The organism is Parasulfitobacter algicola (genome assembly GCF_013315265.1).
Taxonomy (GTDB): Bacteria; Pseudomonadota; Alphaproteobacteria; order Rhodobacterales; family Rhodobacteraceae; genus Parasulfitobacter; species Parasulfitobacter algicola.
The window spans coordinates 163312-183115 of the sequence record NZ_JABUFE010000003.1; the positions used below are offsets into that span (position 1 = coordinate 163312).

Below are 19804 nucleotides of genomic sequence, written 5' to 3' on the forward strand. Positions count from 1 at the left end.
GTCAAAAGCACTTCATATCAAAGATCTATTAATCGCCATCACTCTTCAAAGGCATGCCATAAGCAATTTTCTGGTATTTTCCCTTGTTAGCTCAATGGGATTACCGCCACAACTCGGGTCTTTCAAAGCAGATGTGACAAGGACGTCGATATCGGGGTTTTTGACACCCAGATCAGTCAGGGATTTTGGAATACCCAACGTCGTGTTAATCTTGCCCACAAAGTCATAAAACCCGTCAAAACCGCCTGATATGCCCAGATAGTTTGCCGCCATGGCAAGCCGATCTGCAATTGCAGGCTTGTTGAACAACAGCACCTGTTGCATGACAACGGCATTGGTTGTGCCGTGGTGGGTGTGGTGGACAGCGCCTATGGGGTGCGACAGCGCATGGATCGCCCCCAGACCCTTTTGAAAGGCCGTGGCGCCCATAGCGGCGGCCGACATCATATGGGCGCGGGCGTCAATATTGGTACCGTCGGCATAAACCAGCGGCAGATTTTCTTTGACCAGCCGCATGCCTTCCAGTGCGATACCTTGCGACATAGGGTGGTAATGCGGGGAACAGTATGCCTCAAGACAATGGGCAAAGGCGTCCATTCCGGTGCCTGCGGTGATGGCGGGTGGCATCCCAACGGTCAGTTTTGGGTCGCAGATCACGATTGTAGGCAGAAACTTCGGATGAAAGATAATCTTTTTTTCATGCGTTTGGCTGTTGGTGATGACAGAAGCGCGCCCAACCTCGGACCCGGTACCGGCAGTGGTGGGCACAGCCACAATGGGGGCGATGGCATCCGCATCTGCACGGGTCCACCAGTCACCGATATCTTCAAAATCCCAGATCGGGCGGGTTTGACCTGCCATGAACGCAACCAGCTTACCAAGATCCAATCCCGAACCGCCGCCGAACGCGACCACACCGTCATGCCCACCATCGCGGAACATCTTTATGCCCGCGTCTGCATTCACCTCGGTCGGGTTGGGGTCCACATCTGAAAACATAGCGCGGCCCAGTCCGGCGGTCTCTAGCAGGTCCAGGGTATTTTGGGTGATTGGCAGACTAGCCAGGCCTTTGTCAGTAACAAGCAATGGCTTAGTGATCCCGGCCGATGCACAGGCATCAGCGATTTCTGAAATACGGCCAGCGCCAAAACGGATGGCGGTGGGGTAGGACCAGGTTGCGGTGATCGTCATAACGTCAGGCTTTCTTAAGGTGATAGGATTTGGGACGGGTCAGATTGTGATACCCGATCACTGACAGCCCACCACCACGTCCGGTGTCCTTGCAGCCAGTCCAGCACAGGGCGGGGTCAAGGTAATCGGCCCGGTTCTGAAACACGGTGCCGGTGTCGATCTGATCGCCAATCGCCTCCGCCCGCGCGCGGTCTTCGGTCCAAAGCGATGCGGTCAGGCCGTAAGGGCTGTCGTTCATCAGATCAACCGCTTCGTGGTCGTCTTTCACAGGCATGATCCCAACCACAGGTCCAAAACTTTCTTCACGCATCACGCGCATGTCGTGGGTCACATTGGTCAGAATTTGTGGCATCAGATAGGCACCGCTATCATTGGGGAACAGCGCGGGATCAATATGAGCCTTGGCACCTGCCGCGATGGCCTCGGCCGTTTGGGAACGGACGGTGTCGGCAAAGCGCGTTTGTGCCATCGGGCCAAGTGTTGTGTCAGGGTCCAGCGGATTGCCCAGCTTATAACCATTGACAATATTGACCGCCTTTTCGACGAACGCGTCAAACAGCGGCTCGGCCACATAGATCCGTTCGATCCCGCAACAACATTGCCCTGAATTGAACATCGCGCCATCGATCAGCGTATCGACTGCGGCGTCCAGATTTGCGTCTTCCATCACATAGCCCGGGTCTTTGCCGCCCAGTTCCAGACCAAGCCCGGTGAAGTTGCCCACTGCGGCTTTTTCAATGGACTTCCCACCCTGAACCGAGCCTGTGAAATTCACGTAATCGATGACGCGATAATTCAGGGGCCGGGCATTGATCATATGCGATGTAAGCTGATGATCCCAGAATACATTGCGAAAGATGTCTGGCCAAATCCCGGCATCCTCGAACGCCTTGGCCATGCGTTCGCCCACAAGCGGGGTTTGCGAAGCATGTTTCAAAATAACGGCATTACCAGCAATCAGTGCTGGGACGACCGTGTTGATCGCCGTCATATAAGGGTAGTTCCACGGTGCGATCACAAGAACAACACCATGGGGGACACGCTTGATCATGCGGTGAAATTTTTCACTGTCTTCGACCGTGGTCGGGGTCAGGCCTTCTTGTGCAATCTTGGCCATATGGCTGGCCCGTTCATTCACGCCGCCGAATTCACCACCATACCGGATCGGTCGCCCCATTTGCCATGCCAGTTCTGGCACGATATCGTCATTCATTGCGCCCAGATTTTCGACAGCCTTCATGACCAGATCAATCCGCGTTTCAAGCGGGGTTTGCGCCCACGCCCGTTGTGCCGCCTGTGATCGTGTGACGGCAATAACAGCGTCTTCCTGGCTCATTACCTCACGCTCTGCGTAAATGGATCCATCGATCGGGGAAATACATTTGATCATAGTTCAGGCCCTTTCAAAGCCACGGGCGATTTCCCAATCGGTCACCGCCTTGTCGAATTCTTCCTGTTCCCATTCAGCCGCGCGGACGTAATGGTCGATAACTTCATCGCCCATTTCTGTGCGCAACATATCAGATCCACGCAGGGTTTCCGTTGCCGCGCGCAACGTGCGGGGGATTTCCTGGGCACCTGCATCCTCGTATACATCGCCCTTGGTGGCGGGGGCCAATTCCAGCTTATCTTCAATGCCCTTTATCCCGGCCGCCAGCATCGCGGCTTGTGCCAGATAGGGGTTCAGGTCAGACCCACCGATGCGACATTCGACCCGGATCCCATTGGTGTTATCACCGCAAAGACGGAAGCCTGCGGTGCGATTGTCCACGGACCAAACGGTTTTTGTTGGTGCAAATGTCCCTTTGGCAAACCGCTTGTAACTGTTTACATATGGGGCCAGAAAGTAAGTGTATTCAGGGGCATATGCGATCAGTCCGGCCATATAATTGCGCATCAGATCGGACATGCCAAGTGGGTCGGATGTGTTGACAAAGGCAGGCATGTCATCTTGCCAAAGGGACTGATGCACGTGGGATGAACTGCCCACGCGATCTGCAGACCACTTGGGCAGGAACGTTGCCGCGTGGCCCTGCGACCATGCGATTTCTTTGACCGCGTGCTTGGCAATTGTGTGATGATCCGCGCAATCAAGGGCAGCAGCATAGCGGATATTCAGTTCTTCCTGACCTGCTTCGGCCTCGCCCTTGGTGTTTTCAACAGGGATACCAGCGGCATACAAATGGTTCCGCAAAGGCCGCATGATGCCTTCTTCCTTGGTGGTCTGAAGGATATGGTAATCTTCGTTATAGCCGCTGATTGGTTGTAGGTTTCTGAACCCGTCTTTGCAAATTGTATCAAGGCTGCCTTCAAACAGGAAAAACTCTAGTTCGGTTGCCATCATGGCGGTGAACCCCAAACCTTCTAACCGGGCAATCTGCTTTTTCAAAATCGCGCGGGGGGAATGGGGGATCGGGTCATGTGTGTGGTGATCCAGCACATCGCACAGAACCATCGCGGTGCCTTCCAGCCATGGAACGGGGCGAATTGTTGTCAGGTCCGGCTTCATGACGTAATCGCCATATCCGGTCTGCCAACTTGTTGCGGCATAGCCATCCGGTGTGGCCATTTCCAGATCAGTGGCCAGCAGATAGTTGCAGCAATGGGTTTCTTTATAAGAGGTTTCTATGAAATTAACCGCATGAAAGCGCTTTCCCATCAGGCGACCCTGCATATCGACAAGGCAGACAAGAACCGTGTCAATCGTACGCTTTTGAACGCGCGATTTCAGATCATCAAAACTTAGGGTGCCGGGCATGAATGTGTCCTTTATCGCGAAAGCTGCCCCGGATTTACTCCGGGGCCTCTGAGTGTGTATGATAAGGTTCCGGGACAAGCCCGGAACTTCACGGATCAGGTATAGCGGTAAGGTCTGCCCGCTTTTTCCATGTCTTCGTTATACTTTTTGATAATATCCACGACTTTGCGTTTGGTCGGGGATTCAGCCGCAATTTCTTCCCAGAATTCGCGTGCAGCAGATTCAACTGTGGCCCATTCTTCATCAGGGATCGTGGTTAGCTGCAGCTTGTCGCCATTCACGCGCAAGTTGGCTTCTCCGCCCCAATACCACCATTGCCGATAGTAATGCGATTGATCACAGCAAACGCGGAAAAGGGTCTGCAGATCTTCGGGCAGTTCATTCCAGCGTTCCATATTGGCAAAGAAAGATCCGGCCCATGCGCCCGAAATGTTATTAGTTAGGAAGTAATTCGTCACATCGGCCCAACCAACGGTATAGTCTTCTGTGATGCCCGACCATGCGATTCCATCCAATTCGCCGGTTTGTACAGCCACTTCGATATCTTCCCAAGGCAGGTTCACCGGAACGACGCCGAACTGCGACATAAAGCGACCCGCAGTAGGGAACGTAAAGATGCGCTTGCCTTCCAAGTCCGCCAGGCTGCGGATAGGATCTTTGGTCGCAAAGTGACACGGATCCCAAGCGCCGGCACTGATGTGTTTAACGCCAACAGCGGAATATTCTTCGTCCCAAATTTCGTTCAGGCCATATTGGTTAAACAGCACCGGCACATCCAGAGAATAGCGACTGGCAAACGGGAAATAGCCCCCGAAAACAGTCACTTCGGTGGGGGATGCCATGCTGTCGTCATCCGATTGTACGGCATCAATTGTGCCCCGTTGCATAGCCTGAAACAGCTCGCCCGTTGGAACAAGCTGGTCAGCATAAAACAATTCGATCTGCATGCGGTCACCTGCGATGGTATTGAACATTTTGATCGCAGGGTCGATCACATGTTCGGCCAAAGCCGCCCCGGCATAGGTCTGCATTCGCCATTTGATCTGGCTTTGGGCCAGTGCGGGTGTCGCCAGCGTTGTTGCCGCCGCGCCGATTGAAGCGGTGGCTAGAAACTTGCGTCTTGTTGTCATTTTTCCGTCTCCTTGTTGGGTGATGCGCCGTTTGCGGCGTCTTTTGGTTTTTAATAATACGGCTCGGTTCCGTGACCGCGGTCTGACCAGAAAATGGCCCATCTTGCAGCCTGATCTACGATATGTACTTTCCCTTCGGGGCTAGTTTCATCAAAATCTGCATTTTTCTGACCCAGAATATGTTGAACCTGATGCGTCTCGGCATAGGCATCAGCCGCGGCGCGAAGGTCTTTCCCATAGGTCGCCAGATCATAGGCCAGCATGGGGTCCCAGGCTTTTTCCAGCAAAGCAGAGCCAATCACGTCCTTACACGTCTTCAGAAATTTGCCGCGAAAACTTGTGCGGTCCACGCCATCATAAAGGCCTGCATGCGTATAAATCGGAAAGCCGTCGCAATCGGGCATGGCTTCAAGGGCATAGTACCCGTCCATTGCCAGCATGGCATCTTCAAGTGTTTTGGCGTCTTTGATTGAACCAGCTTCAAACTGTTGCTGAACCCATTCATTGGCGGCGGCATCTTTGCCAACAACAGGCGCACCGATTGAGATATAGGCCGGAATGCTGATCTGTTGGAACCGTTCAATCAGCGTATCAATGTCGACCTGCGGTCGTGTTGCAAAAAGGCGTTTGAAAAAGCCCATATCAACCGTGTCAGGGTTTGGCAGTTTCCCATCATAGATCTTAATTTTAGTCCAGATCTCGGCGAACTCATCCTCGTTTCCGGGTGTGGGTTTTGGCAAAAGATTGATGTCTAAGCCCATGATTTATTTCCCGTACACATAATTTGGCAGCCACGTTGCGATGCCAGGGAAAATCATGACCAGCGTCAAGGCCAGTACCATCACCAACACAAACGGCGTGATCGATGCATAGATGTCGCGCAATGCGATCTCAGGCGGGGCCATGGCGCGCATCAGAAACAGATTATAGCCAAACGGCGGTGTCATATAAGCGATCTGGGTCGTGATCGTATAAAGGATGCCATACCAGATCAGATCAAACCCAAGTGCTGCCACCAACGGCACATAAAGCGGCGCCACGATGACCAACATGGCTGTATCATCCAAAAATGTGCCCATGATGATAAAGCTAAGTTGCATCAGGATCAGAATGACCCACGGGTTTAGGTTCAGTCTGTCTGTAAAAACGCTTTCGATGGCTTTGACTGCGCCCAGGCCATCAAACACTGCGCCAAACGCCAGTGCGGCCAGAATGATCCACATGAACATGCAGGTGATGCCAAGCGTATTGCGGACAGAGTTCTCAAACACCTCGCGTGTCATACGGCCTTTGAATACGGCCGCCATGAACGCCGCCAGCGCACCGATTGCAGAGCTTTCGACCAGGGATGTCCAACCATTGATAAAGGGCACCATCATGATTGCAAAGATAACCAGCGGCAAAAGTCCTGCGCGCAGCAATTTAAGTTTATCCGCCATCGGCATGTTGCGGTCACTTTGATCCAGCACAGGTCCGAGGCCGGGGTTCATACGGCAGCGGATCACGATATAGGCAACAAACATCGCTGCCATCATTAGACCCGGAATGACACCAGCCAACCACAGCTGTCCCACAGGTTGGCGCGCGATCATCGAATACAGGACCAGAACAACCGAAGGCGGCACAAGGATCCCAAGCGATGACCCGGCCTGAATCACGCCCGTGACCATGCGTTTGTCATAGCCACGTTTTAACAGTTCCGGCAGTGCGATGGTGGCTCCGATGGCCATGCCCGCCACGCTAAGCCCGTTCATCGCCGAAATCAGGACCATCAACCCGATGGTGCCAACTGCCAGCCCGCCACGCAGTCCGCCCATCCAGACGTGAAACATCTTGTAAAGATCATCGGCAATTTTGCTTTCCGACAGAACGTAACCCATGAAAATAAACATTGGCAGCGTCAGAAGTGGGTACCATTTCATCAGCTTCATCGCGGCTGCAAAGCCCAGATCATAGCCACCACGATCGCCCCACAACAGCAGTGCCGCGACAACGGCGACAAAGCCGATTGCACCAAAGACACGCTGGCCGGTCAGAAGCATCAGCATCATGGTGGCGAACATCAGGGTGGCAATCAGCTCATAGGGCATCAGATCGTTTCACCCTTTAATCGTAGTATGTCTTTCAGCAGTTCGGATGTGCATTGCAGCAGCATTAGAAAAATGCCCACGATCATCACCGTTTTGATGGGCCACAGATATGGACGCCAGGCTGTTGGGGATCGTTCTGTTCGGCCAATTTCTTCGGATCCGGTAATCAGACCTGCAAAGAATGACATCGGCTCACTGCCCCAATACCCCAATGAATAAGCGGTTGAGGCGATGGCGCCGTACAAAAGCACACCCAGATAAAATATCAAAAAGAGAACTGTAAACAGATCAACCCAGGCCTTTTTGCGCAAAGACCAATTACCATACAGCAGATCCATTCGCACGTTTGAGCCCATCTGGATGGAATAAGGCCCGCCCAAGATGTAATAGGCAACCATAGCGAACTGCGCCATTTCAAGTGTCCAGAGTGTTGGGTTCAAAAAAGTTTTGCTAAAAGACGACCAAAGCAAAATACCCATCAGGACAAAGATGCCGTACATGACAATGCGACCTATACGGTGATTAACAGCATCTACAGCGCGGATGTATCCCAAGGCTGCTTTGTGCATCACGCTGTACTCTTTGTTTGTAGATGTGCCAGTGCGGCGGTCAGCCATGCGGCCAGCATTTCAGCCATTTCGGCCTGATCATGTTGCGTAATGATCAGATCATTGCGAATTTCCAGCATGACATTCAGATGGCCACCGGAAATGGCATGCTCTTTCAGGGTATGTGTGACCCCATGTTCCGGGCCATACGGCTGATTTCGGCGAACTTGAAGGTGCGTATGCTTTGGGGCGATATCTAAAAGAGCATTGGCAAGGCGCATGTCACTATCATGCAAAATACCGATATCCACATCGCGTTTTTCGCCATGATAGACAGGCGTAAAGCTATGAATTGTCATGATGATCGGGGCTGAGGTTGCGGCTATGGTCTGCGCCAACGTTGTGCGAAATGGCTCATAATAGCGCGCAGCGCGGTGCGCACGGGCAATGACATCAAGGCCCTTATTGCCGGGAATTTCGATTAATTCACTTCGGTCGGGCATCGCGTCAGGCGCATCGGGGGGGCGGTTGCAATCATAAACCAGCCGCGACACACCGCTGATCACCAGCTTTGCGTTCAAGCTTTTGGAAAGCCGTTCAGCGATAACAAGTGCGCCAGGATCCCAAGCTGCGTGACTGTCACGATCTTTTTGCGACAGCCCCAAATGATCAAGATGGTCGGGAATAAACCGTGATGCGTGTTCACAAACCAAAACAACGCGCGATGTCGCATCCGCATTCACCACGCGCACGATATCATAAGAGTTTTTGATCTTGCTTTGCGCCATTCATCCCCCGGTTCAAATAAACTTCTTGCGCAAAGTGGATTCTGTCAACAAAATTATGTAATAAAAAACAACAAGACAAATCATGCTGTAATTTTAATCATCAAAAAGATGCCATGACCGATACTGATCTTACCATCTCGGACCGAATTCAGCTTGAGCTGGATAGTCTGACACGCGCAGAACGGCAGCTGGCTCATTCCATATTGGAAAATTATCCTGCGTCAGGGCTTGGTCCGCTGGCGCAATTGGCGAAAGACGCAAATGTTTCGGCACCTACGGTGGCGCGTATGGTTCAGAAACTGGGATTCAAAGGATATCCCGAATTTCAGACCGAACTGCGCAAAGAGCTGCGCGCCAAGGTCAAAAATCCCATCGCCAAACATGACACTTGGGCAGAAGGCGCGCCGTCGGGTCACGTACTGAACCGCTTTACCGATGCCGTCATCGACAATATCCGGCATACGCTGGCCCAGATCGAACCTGAGACATTTGATCAAGCCTGCGCATTGATCGCAGATCCCAAAAGGGCACTTTATATCGTTGGTGGCCGGATTACCCATACGCTTGCGGAATATCTGTTTCTCCATGCACAGGTTATTCGCCCCGCGGTGACGCATATTCAATCCACATCAAACGCCTGGCCGCATTATCTGCTGGATGTGCAGCAGGGGGATGTATTCGTCATTTTCGACATGCGGCGATATGAAAATAATACCCTGAAACTGGCTGAAATGGCGCGGGACAAAGGCGCAAAGATCATCCTGTTTACCGATCAGTGGCGATCACCGGTCCATTCGATATCTGACATCTGCTTCAGTGGCCGGATCGTCGTGCCGTCTGCATGGGATTCCGTCGCCACAACGCTTTTGCTGGTGGAAACAGTGATATCGTCGATCCAGGACATCAACTGGGCCGATACAAAAGACCGGATGGAGGGACTGGAAGATATGTTCGATCAGACCAAGCTGTTCCGGAAGTTTACTTGATGAGTGAAGCGCTTGTATGCTGACTTCTTAGCATCCTATTTATCTCTATTGGACTTGCCACAAAGTATGCTGAGCCAATACAGATTGTGGACTTCATTGGATGGATCAACCTGAAAATTTTGATGATCTGCGTCCTGACATTCATATACCGCCGCGCCCGCGCTGACTAATGCGCTTCCCATATTGGTCCGTTCTCGTGTGCGCGCATATTCAACATTGGGCAAATGTTTCGTATCAAATCCCCAAAAATCAATGCCGCAATCCACCCTTTTAAATTCAACCGTTTCATACAGCACAAAACAAGAGAGGTCTCTGTTCAATGCCGCAAGTTCGAGTGTGAAGGGTGGCACGTCCATTCCTGCGAGCTTAATTCTTACAAGATCGGCTTATGGATCATCCGCTGGCTGAAACAACATGATACGCTCACTATTGATTATGTCGACCACGCGACCGTTAAGACGCAGCCATGAGTCTTTCATAAGATCTGCGTAAGTCTCTGTCGTCCAAACAAACGAAAGGATCAAAGCCGTAAGTAGTGAATATGTAATTGAATTAGATCGCATGACGAACAACTCCCAATACCTTTGTCAGTACACACCACTTCAATTCCTGAATATCTCTCATATTTATAGTGGATCAAAACCCATGAATTCGATCATTTTGAAAATGCCGCAGATTCTGTAATCTATGAACATACTTCAAAAGTACATTATTTGGTCAACAATCCCAGCCATGATCATAACTGGAACGTTGCAGCAGCTTTTGGGGTTTTCTGGAATGGTTCTGGCAATTCTCTTGTTTTTCGGTGGCATCGTTATTTGCGTCAGATCCGCAAAATAATAACAAATATTGCACCATCTCTAATCTCAACCGGATCAATTGCGCGATCCGGTTGAGTGGGCTTTATAAATTCAGTCGCCTTGAAAGATGTTCTGGTTACTCTGCCGCCTCGGCGTATTCCTCCATCGGGGGGCAGGTACAGGTCAGGTTGCGGTCGCCCCAGACGTTGTCGACGCGGTTGACGGGCGCCCAGTATTTGTCCACGCGGAACGCACCGGGGGGAAAGCACCCAGCTTCGCGCGGGTAAGGGCGGTTCCAATCGCCGACCAGATCTTCGACCGTATGTGGGGCGTTTTTCAGCGGGTTATTTTCCGCATCCATCGTGCCGTTCTCAATGGCCGCGATATCAGCGCGAATGGACAGCATCGCGTCGCAGAAACGATCCAACTCGGCCTTCGTTTCGGACTCTGTGGGTTCAATCATCAGCGTACCTGCAACTGGCCAACTCATCGTGGGGGCGTGAAAGCCGCAATCAATCAGGCGCTTGGCGATGTCGTCCACGGTCACATGAGCGCTTTCGTTGAAAGGCCGTGTATCGATGATGCATTCATGCGCGACGCGGCCTGTCGGACCTTTGTAAAGCACATCGAACGCCCCTTCGAGCCGTTTGGCAATATAATTTGCATTCAATATCGCGACGCGCGTGGCTTGCGTCAGACCTTCGCCGCCCATCATCAGACAATACGCCCATGAGATCGGCAGCAAAGATGGTGACCCATAAGGGGCTGCGGACACAGCGCCGGTGCCAGTGTTGGGGTCACCGGGCAAATAATCGATCAAGTGGCTTTTTACACCAATCGGACCCATGCCGGGCCCACCGCCGCCATGGGGGATGCAGAACGTTTTGTGCAGGTTCAAGTGGCTGACATCACCACCCAGATCACCGGGGCGCGACAAACCGACCATTGCATTCATATTGGCCCCATCAATATAGACCTGACCGCCGTTATCATGGGTGATCTTGCACACCTCGATCACGGTTTCTTCGAACACACCGTGCGTCGACGGATAGGTGATCATGCAGCCCGCCAGATTATCCGCGTGTTCAGTCGCTTTGGCTTTGAAATCTTTCAGGTCAATATCGCCGTTTTCATCGGACTGGATTGGTACGACCTTCCAACCAACCATCTGTGCCGAGGCCGGGTTGGTGCCATGGGCGCTCATCGGAATAAGGCATATGTTTCTGTGGCCCTGGCCTTGGGCTCGGTGATAGCCCGCGATGGTCAAAAGACCCGCATATTCGCCTTGCGCGCCCGAATTTGGTTGCATCGAGATCGCATTATACCCGGTTACATCACATAGTTTTTCTGACAGATCCTCGATCATTTCGAGATAGCCTGCTGCCTGATCTTTAGGCACAAATGGGTGCAGGAGAGAAAATTCATCCCATGTGACGGGCATCATTTCTGCAGCTGAATTCAGCTTCATGGTACAACTGCCAAGCGGGATCATCGCGCGGTCTAACGCCAGATCGCGATCCGCCAAACGCCGCATGTAACGCATCATTTCGGTTTCGGCGCGGTTCATGTGGAAAACCGGGTGGGTCAGATAGCTGGACTGTCGGATCAGCGGATCGGGCATGCGGTATTCTGCCGTCAGATCGGTGCCACGGTCCGTGATGCCGAAGGCGCGCCAGACTTGCCGGATCGTGGCGGGGCGGGTGCGTTCATCCAGCGTAATGCCAACCTTGGTTGTGCCGACACGGCGCAGATTGATACCTTCGTCCACCGCCGATTTCATGACCGCTTCCTGCAAGGGACCTACATCGACAGTGATCGTGTCAAAGAATGTGTCGGGTTCAATTGAAAAGCCTGCATCTTGCAATCCACGGGCCAGACGAACTGTCTTGCGATGGATCCGCTGCGCGATGGCTTTCAGACCATCCGGGCCATGAAAGACCGCGTAAAAGCCTGCCATAACGGCTAAAAGAGCCTGAGCCGTGCACACATTTGATGTCGCTTTTTCCCGGCGGATATGCTGTTCGCGGGTTTGCAGTGACAAACGATACGCACGATTGCCGCGACTGTCGATTGATACGCCCACAATACGACCTGGCATGTTGCGAGCATAATTGGCCTTGGTCGCCATATAGGCTGCGTGCGGTCCGCCATATCCAACCGGCACCCCAAAGCGTTGCGTTGACCCCACCGCGATATCAGCGCCCATTGCGCCTGGTTCCTTGAGTAATGTCAAAGACAATGGATCGGCAGCGATGATGCCAATGGCCTTGTGTTCATGCAGTTGCGAAATTTGGTCAGTGAAATCGCGCAGATGTCCGTGTGTGCCGGGATATTGGAAAATTGCACCAAAGACTTGGGCTGCATTCAGTGTATCAGGATTACCGACAATGATGTCTATCCCCAAAGGAGCTGCGCGGGTTTTCATAACGGCAATGTTTTGTGGATGGCAGTTTTCGTCGATAAAAAAGCCTTGCACTTTGGTTTTGGCAACACGTTGCGCCATTGTCATCGCTTCGGCACAGGCGGTCGCTTCGTCCAGAAGTGACGCATTTGCGATGTCCAGACCCGTGAGGTCAGATACCATTGTTTGAAAGTTCAACAAAGCCTCAAGCCGACCTTGGGAAATTTCCGGCTGATAGGGGGTGTAGGCCGTATACCACGCCGGATTTTCAAAGATGTTACGCTGAATTGCCGGGGGCGTGACCGTGCCATGATAGCCTTGCCCAATAAGTGATGTCAGAACTTTGTTCTTCGCCGCTGTTATTTTCATGTGGTGCAGCAACTCACGCTCGGATTTGGCCTTCCCAAACTCAAGCGGCTCTTTTTGCCGGATTTTTGCAGGAAGCGTATCGTCGATCAGTGCGTCCAGATCTTTGGCGCCAACGATCTGCAGCATCTCGGCCATCTCAGCGGGTGAGGGGCCGATATGGCGGCGATTGGCAAAATCATAAGGCAGATAGTCGGTTGGTACGAAAGTCATCTGGTCACGCTCCGCAATGGCTTTAGGAAATCAGCTTCTGGTACGCAGCAGCGTCCATATAGGTATCCATCTGACTAAGGTCAGAGGCCTTGATCTTGAAAAACCACCCCGCACTTAGCGGGTCTTCGTTCACAAGCGCTGCATTGGTGGTCAGTGCATCGTTGATCTCGACAATTTCGCCATCAATGGGGGCCATAATATCTGAGGCCGCTTTGACGCTTTCGATAACGACAATTTCTTCGTCTTTGGTCACTGTTGTCCCTTCTTCGGGCAGTTCAACAAAGACAATATCGCCTAACTGTGTGGCCGCATGTTCGGTAATGCCAACTGTGACAATGTCGCCTTCGACATCAAGCCATTCGTGTTCTTCTGTGAATTTCATATGTTTGATCCCTGTTTTCTTATCGTTTGAAGTTGGCAGGCGTGAACGGCAATTTGATCACCGTCAGCGGTAATCGTTTGCCACGTAATTCGCCATAAATCGTTGTTCCAAGTGTGGTGTGGTCAGCTTGGATCATACCCATGGCCACCGGGTGTTCAACCGTGGGGCCAAATCCACCAGATGTGATCTTGCCTATTGTATCAGTTGCGGTTTCCGAGGTGAAAAGTTCAACGCCCTCGCGCATGGGTGCACGACCTTCGGGCTTTAAGCCAACACGTTTGCGCGGCGCACCGTGATCCAACTGTTCCAAAATGCGCGATGCACCTGGAAAACCGGCCGCCCGGTCACCGCCCAATCGTCTGACTTTCTGAATGGCCCAGGTCAACCCGGCTTCAACCGGGGTCGTGGTCGTGTTGATGTCGTGACCGTACAGACATAATCCTGCTTCCAGCCGCAGTGAATCGCGCGCGCCAAGGCCGATGGGCTCGACATCGTCATGGGCCAGCAGTGTCTTTGCAAGATCAGTCGCCTGTTCTGCCGGGACTGAGATTTCATAGCCGTCTTCGCCCGTATAACCAGATCGCGATACCCAGCATTCCGCACCGTTCAGCATCAGCGTAGCCACATCCATGAAGCGCATATTCGCAGCTTTTGGATCAAGGGCTGCCAACACCGCTTCGGCACGGGGGCCTTGTAGTGCCAAAAGTCCGCGATCTGTAATCGGTGTTACTGTCAGTTCGGGCTCAAGATGGGCCTTCATATGGGCAATGTCAGCGGTTTTGCACGCGGCATTCACCACCACAAACACATGATCCTGACGATTTGCCAGCATCAGATCATCCATGATGCCGCTCTGATCATTCGTAAAAAAACCATAGCGCTGACGATTTTCGCCCAAACCCGAAATATCGACAGGGATCAATTTTTCCAGACCCAACGCGATAGTTTCATAGGTGGGGCCGTCTATGCGCACTTGACCCATATGACTGACATCAAACAGCCCGGCCTTCGTTCGCGTGTGCTGATGTTCCTTCATCACGCCAAGCGCATATTGCACAGGCATCTCATAGCCTGCGAATGGCACCATTTTGGCACCCAGTTCAACGTGCAGCGCATACAGTGGCGTTTGCAAAAGGTCAGACATTGATCGCCCCTTATTCCATTCGCCTGTCCGATTTCGCAAGATCAAACGGCATCACTATGTTTGCACATGGATAGTCCATATGCGTGATGCCCCCTCTGTCCTTTCGCCTGAGATCGTTATCCCTTCGGCGGACGCAATCGCGTCACTCTCCAGAGTCTGTCGTCGGCACGGCGGTCCCTTTGGCCTGAGAGTTTCCGAGGCGGTTGCTCCTTCGGCATCAGCGATCTGATTCTCCCGTCGTGCTTTGGATAAACTAGCCCAGCCAAATGCGGATCGCAACGCGGGTGACTTATGTGCTTTTATCTTTGCGCTTTTTCCCAGTCCGGATGTATCCATGGTCTGCTATCATCCGCAGGCAGGGGCGCGCGCCCAAGAACATGATCGCTGGCTTTTTCGCCAACCATAATACTGGGACCGTTTAAATTACCGTTCGTAATGCGGGGAAAGATTGAACTGTCTGCGACCCGCAATCCGTCCACGCCAATCACGCGGTTTTCAGGGTCAACGACAGCCATCGGATCGTCTTTCGCACCCATTTTGCAGGTTCCGCAGGGGTGATAGGCACTTTCGGCATGATCGCGGATAAATGCATCCAATTCGTCATCGGTGTGCACAGCATTACCCGGTTGTAATTCGTATTTCACAAATGGTTCAAAGGCTTTTTGCGCAAAAATTTCACGGGTCAGGCGGATGCAGGTGCGAAAATCCTGCCAATCCTCGGGGGTGCTCATGTAGTTGAACAGAATATTTGGCGGTGCGGATGGATCAGCGCTGTTTAGCGTCACGGCCCCACGTGACGTTGATCGCATGGGGCCAACATGGGCCTGAAATCCATGCTCTTTCGCGGCGATTGTACCATCATAGCGCACGGCAAGCGGTAGAAAATGGTACTGGATATCAGGATAATCCACCCCTGCGCGCGATCGAATAAAAGCCGCACTTTCAAACTGGTTTGATGTCCCAAGCCCGGTTTTTGTGAACAGCCATTGCGCGCCGATCATCGCTTTGCTGACGTAGTTCCAATATTTATAAAGTGTGATGGGCATGCGTGACGCCATCTGGATATACAATTCAAGATGATCCTGCAGGTTTTGACCCACACCGGGGCGATCTGCAATGACATCAATCCCATGTTCAGCCAGATGCTGTGCCGGGCCAATGCCTGACAGCATCAGCAGTTTTGGTGAATTGATCGAAGACGCTGCCAAAATGACCTCGCGCCTTGCACGGATAAATTCGCGTTTGCCTGCGCGTATAACTTCAACCCCGATTGCACGGCCATCTTCGATGACAATTTTACTGGCAAGTGCACGGACCAGATTACAGTTATGACGCTTTAGCGCAGGCCGAAGATAGGCATTCGCCGCAGACCAGCGCCGCCCTTGATGGACCGTTTGTTCCATTGGGCCGAAGCCCTCTTGTTTTTGGCCATTATAGTCGTTTGTCAATTGATACCCAGCCTGGCGCCCCGCCTCGACAAAGGCTTGGTACAGAGGGTTTTTACGCGGGCCGCGTGTTACATGAAGCGGGCCGTTTGTGCCGCGCCAATTCGGATCGCCCGCGGTGGCGGTTTCCATCCGCTGAAAATAGGGCAGCACATCCGCATAGGACCATCCTGTTGCACCGCTGTCGCGCCAGTGATCGAAATCTTTGGCGTGACCACGCACATAGACCATACCGTTGATGCTGGATGATCCGCCGATAACCTTACCGCGCGGCGTGGCCAGTCGGCGTCCGCCCAGATGGGGTTCGGGTTGGGTGGAAAACCCCCAATCATAGGTCGACATATTCATCGGAAAAGACAACGCAGCAGGCATCTGAATAAAGGGGCCGATATCAGTGCCACCGTATTCGATCACAAGCACATATGCGCCGGCTTCGGCCAAACGGTAAGCCATGGCGCAGCCAGCACTGCCCGCGCCAACGATGACGAAATCGGCCTGCATCAGTAGGGTGCCTCGACATCACCCATGCGGACATAGACGGATTTCAACTGGCTATAATGATTGATGGCTTCTTTTGAATTTTCACGCCCCACGCCGGACAGTTTCATACCGCCAAAGGGGGCCTCAACCGGTGCATCGTTATAGGAATTGATAAAACAACTGCCAGCCTCCATTTGCGCAATCACACTGTGCGCACGGGTCAGGTTTTGTGTGAAGACACCGGCGGACAGACCAAAGTCGGTGGCATTGGCGCGGGTAATCACCTCGTCTTCTGTCTCAAAATCCAGAACGGCCATGACTGGACCAAATATTTCGTCTTGGGCAATGACCATATCATCGTTGACATCGGCAAAAACAGTGGGTTGGATATAGAAACCGGGCTGATCCAAGGCGCCGCCACCATAAATCAGACGTGCGCCTTCGGCTTTGCCTTTGGCGATGTAATCCAATGTGATTTGCAGCTGCGCTTGATTGGCCATCGGACCGAATGTGGTGGCCTGATCCATCGGATCGCCAATCACAGCATTCTTAAGACGTTTTGCCAAGCGTTTCAGAAACTGATCTTTGATACCCTTTTGTACAAAAACACGCGTGCCGTTCGAACAGACCTGACCCGAGGAATAGAAATTCGCCAGAATTGCCCCGCCAACGGCATTTTCCAGATCGGCATCATCAAAGATAATCAGGGGCGATTTGCCGCCAAGCTCCATCGTGACATGCTTTAGATCCTGGGCTGCAGCGGCATAGACCTTGCGCCCTGTCGGCACGGATCCGGTCAGCGATACCTTGTTGACGCGGGCATCAGAAATCAACGGTGCCCCAACAGGTCCGCCGCCTTGAATGACGTTGAATACACCTGCGGGCAGGCCAGCTTCGATTAGGATTTCTGCAATTTTCAGGGCGCAAAGTGGTGTTGTTTCTGATGGCTTGAAAATCATCGCATTGCCGCAAGCCAAGGCGGGTGCTGCTTTCCAACAGGCGATCTGAGTGGGATAATTCCAGGCCCCAATACCCACACAAAGCCCCAAAGGTTCGCGCCGTGTATAGACCCAATCCTGCCCAAGCTGGATATGTTCACCGGTCAGCGACCCGGACAGACCGCCAAAATATTCCAGCGCATCCGCGCCGCTTGTGGCATCTGCGACCAGAGTTTCCGACAAAGGTTTGCCGGTGTCATAAGTTTCCAAAACCGAAAGATCATGGTTTCGTTCGCGAATGATATCAGCCGCCTTGCGTAAGACGCGGCCGCGTTCGGTGCCTGACAGTGCCGCCCATTGCTGCTGTGCGCGGTGGGCAGATGTGATCGCCTGTTCAATGATGGCTGGTGTTGCCTCGTGCAAATGCGCGATTGTTTCGCCTGTTGCCGGATAGATTACGGGCAAGGCGGTACCATCGGTGTCTTCGACATACTTACCATTAATAAAATGGCTGGCTTTGGGTTGGATGTGCATCGTTTGTCAGGCCTTGTTAGGTGAAATCAGGCGATCTGCTGTTGCCATGATACGGGCTGTTGCCTCTTGTGCAGGAACGGATGTGTCGTTCAAAGCCTGGCGCAGATAAAGTCCGTCGATAAGGGCGGACAGCGTATCGGCGACCATCTCGGGAGTATCAGTCAGGGGGCGCAGCGCGAACGTCAGATTTGACCGTAACCGGCATCTATAGATATTCAGCAGGCGTTGTGCTGCCGGTAATCGCTGGGCCAGAACATAAAAATTCAACCATGCCGAGATCATGGCAGGCTGGAAATGCATTTGTGAAAAACTGGTGTGAATGATCATTTCCAGACGCTGTCGCGGGCAGTGTGTACCTTGCATAGCATTGCGGGTTTCGGTGCCATACAGGGTCAGAATATGGCGCATGGCAGCGATAAAAATGTCCTCTTTGCCGCCCAGATAATGATGTGCCAACCCCGATGACATACCCGCGCGACGTGCAATTTGCGAAACTGTCACATCAAGAGTACCGCGCGCGCTAATTTCCGCTATAGTCGCGTTCAGCAAAGCGTTGCGGCGGATGGGTTCCATTCCAACTTTGGGCATTTTATATCCTGACGCACATGGTGATTTGAATTGGTTTTTAATTGACTGATCAATCAACAAAACGCAAGTTGAATGAGTAGAGGGAGATAAGAATGAGAATAAAAGCAACAATTTCGGCGCTGGCCGTGTTGATCGCATCACCTGTGTTTGCCAATTGCGAAAAGGTCACCTTTTCCGATGTGGGTTGGACTGATATCACGGCCACGACCGCTGCGACCACAGTTGTGCTGGATGCGCTTGGATATGAAACGGATATTAAAATTCTTTCTGTTCCAGTGACTTACACATCCATGGCCGCCGGGGATATTGATGTGTTTCTTGGCAATTGGATGCCAACCATGGAAGGGGATATCGCAAAGTATCGCGATGAAGGCAGCGTTGATACAGTGCGTGCAAACCTTGAGGGTGCAAAATACACGCTGGCCGTCAATAAAGTTGCCGCCGACATGGGCATCAAAAGCTTTGCCGATATCGCGACAAATCAGGATGCGCTTGAGGGTAAGATCTATGGGATTGAACCAGGCAATGATGGTAACCGTCTGATCCAGTCCATGATTGATGACAACGCGTTTGGTCTTGGTGATTTTGAAGTCGCTGAAAGTTCGGAACAGGGGATGCTTGCACAGGTTTCAAGGGCCAGTCGTCGGGGTGAACCAATTGTCTTTCTTGGATGGGAACCGCATCCGATGAATACCAATTTTGAAATGTCCTATCTGACAGGTGGCGATGATTTCTTTGGACCAAATCTGGGCGGTGCAACTGTTTATACGAACACTCGTGCGGGCTATGCTGCGGAATGTGAAAACGTGGGCAAGTTGCTGAACAACCTGGAATTTTCGCTGGCCATGGAAAACGAAATCATGGGCGCTATCCTGGATGACGGACTTGATCCGCCCGAGGCTGCTGCGACGTGGCTAAAAGCCAACCCCGATGCGTTCATGGCCTGGCTTGATGGTGTCACAACACTTGATGGTGGCGATGCTGTTGCAGCTGTCAAAACCAAGCTTGAGATGTAGGCAAAA

17 protein-coding genes and 1 riboswitch are annotated in these 19804 nt (G+C 52.4%); of the genes, 2 read left to right on the top strand and 15 right to left on the bottom strand.

The genetic code is table 11. The features are described from left to right. Window positions 1–45 precede the first annotated feature (45 nt). The 8 genes from HRQ87_RS06910 to HRQ87_RS06945 form a co-directional block, all read right to left on the bottom strand. Entirely contained in the window at window positions 46–1191 is a 1146-nt protein-coding gene (locus tag HRQ87_RS06910) for an iron-containing alcohol dehydrogenase (RefSeq protein ID WP_174136653.1), read from the bottom strand. Window positions 1192–1195: 4 nt separating this feature from the next. Beyond that, the gene (locus HRQ87_RS06915) at window positions 1196–2581 is read right to left on the bottom strand and encodes an aldehyde dehydrogenase family protein (protein ID WP_174136655.1); all 1386 of its coding nucleotides are present in this window, start codon (window positions 2579–2581) and stop codon (window positions 1196–1198) included. Window positions 2582–2584: 3 nt separating this feature from the next. Then, a complete protein-coding gene (locus HRQ87_RS06920; RefSeq protein ID WP_174136657.1) occupies window positions 2585–3949 on the bottom strand; it encodes a glutamine synthetase family protein in 1365 nt (454 codons plus the stop codon). A gap of 95 nt (window positions 3950–4044) precedes the next feature. Continuing rightward, window positions 4045–5079 carry a TRAP transporter substrate-binding protein gene (locus tag HRQ87_RS06925; protein WP_174136659.1) on the bottom strand — a complete coding sequence of 345 codons (1035 nt, stop codon included), beginning with the start codon at window positions 5077–5079 and terminating at the stop codon, window positions 4045–4047. Between the two features lie 50 nt (window positions 5080–5129). Beyond that, on the bottom strand, window positions 5130–5840 hold the full coding sequence (locus HRQ87_RS06930; protein WP_174136661.1) for a hypothetical protein: 711 nt from the start codon (window positions 5838–5840) through the stop codon (window positions 5130–5132). 3 nt (window positions 5841–5843) lie between these two features. Further along, a complete protein-coding gene (locus tag HRQ87_RS06935; RefSeq protein WP_174136663.1) occupies window positions 5844–7169 on the bottom strand; it encodes a TRAP transporter large permease in 1326 nt (441 codons plus the stop codon). Continuing rightward, window positions 7169–7738, bottom strand: a complete 570-nt coding sequence (locus HRQ87_RS06940; RefSeq protein WP_174136665.1) for a TRAP transporter small permease subunit — start codon at window positions 7736–7738, stop codon at window positions 7169–7171. Before HRQ87_RS06940 ends, HRQ87_RS06935 begins: the two co-directional genes overlap by 1 nt. Continuing rightward, on the bottom strand, window positions 7738–8505 hold the full coding sequence (locus HRQ87_RS06945) for an N-formylglutamate amidohydrolase (protein WP_174136667.1): 768 nt from the start codon (window positions 8503–8505) through the stop codon (window positions 7738–7740). Before HRQ87_RS06945 ends, HRQ87_RS06940 begins: the two co-directional genes overlap by 1 nt. A gap of 113 nt (window positions 8506–8618) precedes the next feature. On the opposite strand from HRQ87_RS06945, the gene HRQ87_RS06950 reads away from it, so the two are divergent. Next, window positions 8619–9491, top strand: coding sequence for a MurR/RpiR family transcriptional regulator (locus HRQ87_RS06950; protein WP_174136669.1), 873 nt, complete (start codon window positions 8619–8621; stop codon window positions 9489–9491). A 35-nt stretch (window positions 9492–9526) separates the two neighbouring features. Here the strand turns inward: HRQ87_RS06950 and HRQ87_RS06955 are convergent, their stop codons facing one another. The 7 genes from HRQ87_RS06955 to betI all read right to left on the bottom strand — a co-directional run bounded on the left by HRQ87_RS06955 (window position 9527) and on the right by betI (window position 18782). Continuing rightward, window positions 9527–9847, bottom strand: coding sequence for a hypothetical protein (locus HRQ87_RS06955; RefSeq protein ID WP_174136671.1), 321 nt, complete (start codon window positions 9845–9847; stop codon window positions 9527–9529). Window positions 9848–10427: 580 nt separating this feature from the next. Continuing rightward, the gene (gene gcvP, locus HRQ87_RS06960) at window positions 10428–13271 is read right to left on the bottom strand and encodes an aminomethyl-transferring glycine dehydrogenase (RefSeq protein WP_174136674.1); all 2844 of its coding nucleotides are present in this window, start codon (window positions 13269–13271) and stop codon (window positions 10428–10430) included. Between the two features lie 22 nt (window positions 13272–13293). Further along, on the bottom strand, window positions 13294–13653 hold the full coding sequence (gene gcvH, locus HRQ87_RS06965) for a glycine cleavage system protein GcvH (RefSeq protein WP_174136676.1): 360 nt from the start codon (window positions 13651–13653) through the stop codon (window positions 13294–13296). 19 nt (window positions 13654–13672) lie between these two features. Further along, the gene (gene gcvT, locus HRQ87_RS06970; RefSeq protein ID WP_174136678.1) at window positions 13673–14797 is read right to left on the bottom strand and encodes a glycine cleavage system aminomethyltransferase GcvT; all 1125 of its coding nucleotides are present in this window, start codon (window positions 14795–14797) and stop codon (window positions 13673–13675) included. Between the two features lie 161 nt (window positions 14798–14958). Beyond that, window positions 14959–15044, bottom strand: a riboswitch (glycine riboswitch). 52 nt (window positions 15045–15096) lie between these two features. Continuing rightward, window positions 15097–16743, bottom strand: coding sequence for a choline dehydrogenase (betA, locus tag HRQ87_RS06975; protein ID WP_174136680.1), 1647 nt, complete (start codon window positions 16741–16743; stop codon window positions 15097–15099). Next, complete coding sequence (betB, locus tag HRQ87_RS06980) at window positions 16743–18194, bottom strand: betaine-aldehyde dehydrogenase (protein WP_174136682.1); 1452 nt, start codon at window positions 18192–18194, stop codon at window positions 16743–16745. The genes betA and betB overlap by 1 nt, the downstream gene beginning before the upstream one ends. Before the next feature lie 6 nt (window positions 18195–18200). After that, window positions 18201–18782: a choline-binding transcriptional repressor BetI gene (gene betI / locus HRQ87_RS06985; RefSeq protein WP_174136683.1), complete on the bottom strand. Its 582-nt coding sequence runs from the start codon at window positions 18780–18782 to the stop codon at window positions 18201–18203. Window positions 18783–18874: 92 nt separating this feature from the next. On the opposite strand from betI, the gene HRQ87_RS06990 reads away from it, so the two are divergent. Continuing rightward, complete coding sequence (locus HRQ87_RS06990; protein WP_174136685.1) at window positions 18875–19798, top strand: choline ABC transporter substrate-binding protein; 924 nt, start codon at window positions 18875–18877, stop codon at window positions 19796–19798. Window positions 19799–19804: the final 6 nt, after the last annotated feature.

Bases quoted from the DNA above. Each gene is read 5' to 3' on its own strand.
- HRQ87_RS06910 (WP_174136653.1), bottom strand. From the start codon at position 1,191: ATGACGATCACCGCAACCTGGTCCTACCCCACCGCCATCCGTTTTGGC.
- HRQ87_RS06915 (WP_174136655.1), bottom strand. From the start codon at position 2,581: ATGATCAAATGTATTTCCCCGATCGATGGATCCATTTACGCAGAGCGT.
- HRQ87_RS06920 (WP_174136657.1), bottom strand. From the start codon at position 3,949: ATGCCCGGCACCCTAAGTTTTGATGATCTGAAATCGCGCGTTCAAAAG.
- HRQ87_RS06925 (WP_174136659.1), bottom strand. From the start codon at position 5,079: ATGACAACAAGACGCAAGTTTCTAGCCACCGCTTCAATCGGCGCGGCG.
- HRQ87_RS06930 (WP_174136661.1), bottom strand. From the start codon at position 5,840: ATGGGCTTAGACATCAATCTTTTGCCAAAACCCACACCCGGAAACGAG.
- HRQ87_RS06935 (WP_174136663.1), bottom strand. From the start codon at position 7,169: ATGCCCTATGAGCTGATTGCCACCCTGATGTTCGCCACCATGATGCTG.
- HRQ87_RS06940 (WP_174136665.1), bottom strand. From the start codon at position 7,738: ATGCACAAAGCAGCCTTGGGATACATCCGCGCTGTAGATGCTGTTAAT.
- HRQ87_RS06945 (WP_174136667.1), bottom strand. From the start codon at position 8,505: ATGGCGCAAAGCAAGATCAAAAACTCTTATGATATCGTGCGCGTGGTG.
- HRQ87_RS06950 (WP_174136669.1), top strand. From the start codon at position 8,619: ATGACCGATACTGATCTTACCATCTCGGACCGAATTCAGCTTGAGCTG.
- HRQ87_RS06955 (WP_174136671.1), bottom strand. From the start codon at position 9,847: ATGGACGTGCCACCCTTCACACTCGAACTTGCGGCATTGAACAGAGAC.
- gcvP (WP_174136674.1), bottom strand. From the start codon at position 13,271: ATGACTTTCGTACCAACCGACTATCTGCCTTATGATTTTGCCAATCGC.
- gcvH (WP_174136676.1), bottom strand. From the start codon at position 13,653: ATGAAATTCACAGAAGAACACGAATGGCTTGATGTCGAAGGCGACATT.
- gcvT (WP_174136678.1), bottom strand. From the start codon at position 14,797: ATGTCTGACCTTTTGCAAACGCCACTGTATGCGCTGCACGTTGAACTG.
- betA (WP_174136680.1), bottom strand. From the start codon at position 16,743: ATGCAGGCCGATTTCGTCATCGTTGGCGCGGGCAGTGCTGGCTGCGCC.
- betB (WP_174136682.1), bottom strand. From the start codon at position 18,194: ATGCACATCCAACCCAAAGCCAGCCATTTTATTAATGGTAAGTATGTC.
- betI (WP_174136683.1), bottom strand. From the start codon at position 18,782: ATGCCCAAAGTTGGAATGGAACCCATCCGCCGCAACGCTTTGCTGAAC.
- HRQ87_RS06990 (WP_174136685.1), top strand. From the start codon at position 18,875: ATGAGAATAAAAGCAACAATTTCGGCGCTGGCCGTGTTGATCGCATCA.